The sequence below is a fragment of the Phenylobacterium sp. genome (assembly GCF_030697925.1).
GTDB lineage: Bacteria > Pseudomonadota > Alphaproteobacteria > Caulobacterales > Caulobacteraceae > Phenylobacterium.
On the sequence record NZ_JAUYOJ010000012.1, the window covers coordinates 1 to 3,489 of the forward strand.

At 67.2% G+C, this 3,489-nt stretch carries 4 protein-coding genes and 1 pseudogene; all 5 read left to right on the forward strand.

What is annotated here, in order from left to right; translation table 11 throughout:
- Nucleotides 1-219: pseudogene (gene rplK / locus Q8Q88_RS01465) on the forward strand (50S ribosomal protein L11); the annotation flags it as partial.
- Between the two features lie 4 nt (nucleotides 220-223).
- Nucleotides 224-913, forward strand: a complete 690-nt coding sequence (gene rplA, locus Q8Q88_RS01470; RefSeq protein WP_305673424.1) for a 50S ribosomal protein L1 — start codon at nucleotides 224-226, stop codon at nucleotides 911-913.
- Between the two features lie 106 nt (nucleotides 914-1,019).
- Nucleotides 1,020-1,844, forward strand: a complete 825-nt coding sequence (locus Q8Q88_RS01475) for an enoyl-CoA hydratase-related protein (RefSeq protein WP_305673425.1) — start codon at nucleotides 1,020-1,022, stop codon at nucleotides 1,842-1,844.
- 70 nt (nucleotides 1,845-1,914) lie between these two features.
- Nucleotides 1,915-2,976, forward strand: a complete 1,062-nt coding sequence (locus tag Q8Q88_RS01480) for a hypothetical protein (RefSeq protein WP_305673426.1) — start codon at nucleotides 1,915-1,917, stop codon at nucleotides 2,974-2,976.
- Nucleotides 2,977-2,983: 7 nt separating this feature from the next.
- Complete coding sequence (locus tag Q8Q88_RS01485) at nucleotides 2,984-3,355, forward strand: DUF5367 family protein (RefSeq protein WP_305673427.1); 372 nt, start codon at nucleotides 2,984-2,986, stop codon at nucleotides 3,353-3,355.
- Nucleotides 3,356-3,489 lie beyond the last annotated feature (134 nt).

Genomic DNA, 3,489 nt, shown 5'->3' on the forward strand with positions numbered 1-3,489 from the left:
AAGACCCCGCCGGCGACCCACTTCATCAAGGAAGCCCTCGGCCTCAAGTCGGGCTCGAAAGAGCCGGGCCGCGCCGTCGCGGGCAAGATTTCGCGCAGCCAGCTTCGCGACATCGCCGAGAAGAAGATGAAGGACCTCAACGCAAACGACGTTGAAGCCGCCGCCAAGATCATCGAGGGCTCCGCGCGCTCGATGGGTCTCGAAATCGTGGAGGCCTGATCAGATGGCTAAGCAACCCAAGCGCATCCAGGCCTGGACCGGCGACCGTCAGGCCGCCCACGCCGTCGAAGCCGCTGTCAAGCTGGTGAAGGCCAACGCCACCGCCAAGTTCGACGAAAGCATCGAGATCGCCGTCAATCTGGGCGTCGACCCGCGCCACGCCGACCAACAGGTCCGCGGCGTGGTCTCACTGCCCTCGGGCACCGGCCGCGACGTCCGCGTCGCCGTCATCGCTAAGGACGCCAAGGCCGCCGAAGCCACCGCCGCCGGAGCCGACATCGTCGGGGCCGAGGAGCTGGTCGAGCGCATCCAGGGCGGGTTCATGGAATTCGACCGCGTGATCGCCACGCCGGACATGATGGCCCTGGTCGGCCGTCTGGGTAAGGTGCTGGGCCCGCGCGGCCTGATGCCGAACCCGCGTGTCGGCACCGTGACGCCCAACGTCGCGCAAGCGGTGAAGGACGCCAAGGGCGGCGCCATCGAGTTCCGCACCGAGAAGACCGGGATCATCCACGCCGGCATCGGCAAGGCGAGCTTCAGCGAAGATGCGATCCTGGCCAACGTCCGGGCCCTCGTCGACGCGCTCAACAAGGCCAAGCCGTCGGGCGCCAAGGGCACCTACATCAAGAAGATCAGCCTCTCCTCGACCATGGGGCCGGGCTTCAAGATCGACGCGGGTTCGCTCGGCGTCTGACGCCAGGCTGACCTGTTGGAGATCGAAGGGAGCGGCTTCCGGGCCGCTCCCTTTTTCCTTGCGCGCGAACCGGGTTCATATGGGCGCTCGCAGGGGAGGGCCCGCCATGGAACTGAAGACCACCCGCTACGAGGTTCGCGACGGGATCGCCGTCGTCACCTTGGCGCGGCCCCAGCGCCGCAACGCCTGGACCGGGCGGATGCACACCGAATACCGCTGGTGCCTGTCCCAGGCCGACCGCGACCGGACGGTGCGGGTGATCGTGGTCACCGGCGACCCGGAGGGCCAGGCCTTCTGCGCCGGCGCCGACCTGGGGGCCCTGGAGGGCCACGCCGAGAAGGGCCGCTACGATCCCGGAACCGACGACGATATCCCCATGCCGGGTTATGGCGTGGACGAACATTTCGACGCCGCCTTCGCCTACCATTTCGGGATCGGTAAGCCGGTCATCGCCGCCATCAACGGAGCCACTGCTGGGGTCGGCCTGGTTCTGGCCGCCTTCGCCGACCTGAGATTCGCCGCGACGGGCGCCAAGTTCACCGCCGCCCACGGCCGCTTCAACTTCCCCACTGAGTTCGGCCTCTCCTGGGTGCTCCCGCGCATCGTGGGCCTGACCCACGCCAACGACATCCTGCTGTCGAGCCGGGTGTTCACCGCCGACGAAGCCCTGGCCATGGGGTTCCTGAACAGGCTGGTCGCGCCCGAGGCCCTGATGCCGACGGTCATGGACTACGCGCGGAACCTGGCCGACAGCGTCGCCCCGGGCTCCGCGCGGGAGAGCAAGCGCCAAATCTACCGCGACCTGCACCGCGACGCCGCGGCCTCGGTCAAGGCCGCCGAGGCCCTGCTGGAGGCCATGATCACCGAGCCCGACTACAAGGAGGGCGTGAAGGCCTGGACGGGGAAGCGCAAGGCCGATTGGGTCGGTTAAGGTTCGCCTCAAGGCTGCGCCGCAAGCGCGCTCGGTCTAGGGTGATGGAAACAAGATGGGGGAATCGATCATGCGCGTGCTTGCGGCGGTCCTCGGAGCCCTGGTGCTGCTGGCCCAGCCGGCCAGGGCCGAGACCTTCAGCTTCGTGGCCCTGGGCGACACCGCCTACAACCCGGCCGTCGACTATCCGGTCTACGAGGCCCTGATCCAGAAGATCAACAAGACCAGGCCCGCCTTCTCGATCCATGTGGGCGACACCTGGGGCGCCTTACCCTGCACCGAGGAGCAGCACCGTTCGATCCTCGGCTGGTTCGCCAAGTACGATCACCCGGTGGTCTATACGCCGGGCGACAACGAATGGGCCGATTGCCGCAAGCCCGAGGTGCTGGAGGCCTATTCCCGCTATGTCGGCGGCAAGGCGACGCCGGCGGACCTGGCGCTGCTGCTGCCGCTGCGCGGGCTGGACGCCGGCATGACCAGCGCCGGTTACGACGATCCGCTGGGCAGCCTCGCCCTCATCCGCAAGGTGTTCTTCGACAAGCCGCAGAGCGTCGGCGGCAAGACCATGCCCCTGGTCCGCCAGCCCAACGTCTCGGCCTTCAAGGACACCGCGGAGAACACCCGCTGGGAGAAGGGCGGGGTGGTCTTCGCGACGCTCAGCGCGCCCGGCTCCAGCAACGGCTTCCTGATGCAGAACGAGGCGCGCGCCGCCGAGGCCATCGCCCGCAATCGCGCCAATGTGGACTGGATCAAGTCCACTTTCGCCGAGGCCAAGGCCAAGGACGCCAAGGCCGTGGTGATTTCGCTGCAGGCGGCCATGTTCGTGGAAGGCGATGGCGGCGAGTTCTCCGGCAAGGAGCTGCGCGGCGGGTTCGAGGGGCCCTATTACTGGCTGGCCCTGGCGATCCGGGACCTGGGCGGCCGGTTCGGCAAGCCGGTCCTGTTGATCAACGGCGACTTCCACGACTTCATCGTCGATCGGCCATTCATGGTCAGCCAGGGCGAGGTGAAGCCTCCGCTCTACGCCAATATCACCCGGCTGCAGGTCTATGGCGCCCCGGAACTCAAGGCGGTGAAGATCGGCGTCGACACCGAGACCCCCTGGGTTTTCAGCTTCGAACCGCTCTACTGAGGCTCCCTTGCGCCTCTATCTTTGGTTCCTGTTGCGCGGATCGTTCGTCTGGGCGGTCTCGACCCTGATCCTGCGGCTCCTGCCTGAGGACTGGGTCGACCGACCGGCCTGGACCCTGCTGATCACCGGAGGGATCTCCGGCGCTGGACTGGTGATCGCCACCCTGATCTTCCTGCGCAAGGTGGAGGACCGCCACCAACTGCCGGCTCTTGTGTCGTTCGTGGCCCCGCAGATGGTCCTGGACGCCGGCGTGGTGGTGGCCTTCACCGACATCCTGCCCAACTTCCCGCCCGGCCACGCGCCGTTGTTCGGGGCCTTCGTGCTCTGGTGCTACGCGGTGATGGTGATGACCGCGGTGGTCGCCACGCGGCCGCGCTAGAGCGTGACCGCTCTTAGCTGAATCGGGATTCCGGATATCTGCGGATCATGATTCAAGGTCCAGGCTGGGCAGGAGGCCAGCTTGGATGGGTCGGCCGTATTCTCTGGATCTTCGGGATCGCGTGGCTCGGTTCG

What these genes read in the sequence shown, in the direction of transcription:
- rplA (WP_305673424.1), top strand. Translation starts at nt 224, where the DNA reads ATGGCTAAGCAACCCAAGCGCATCCAGGCCTGGACCGGCGACCGTCAG.
- Q8Q88_RS01475 (WP_305673425.1), top strand. Translation starts at nt 1,020, where the DNA reads ATGGAACTGAAGACCACCCGCTACGAGGTTCGCGACGGGATCGCCGTC.
- Q8Q88_RS01480 (WP_305673426.1), top strand. Translation starts at nt 1,915, where the DNA reads ATGCGCGTGCTTGCGGCGGTCCTCGGAGCCCTGGTGCTGCTGGCCCAG.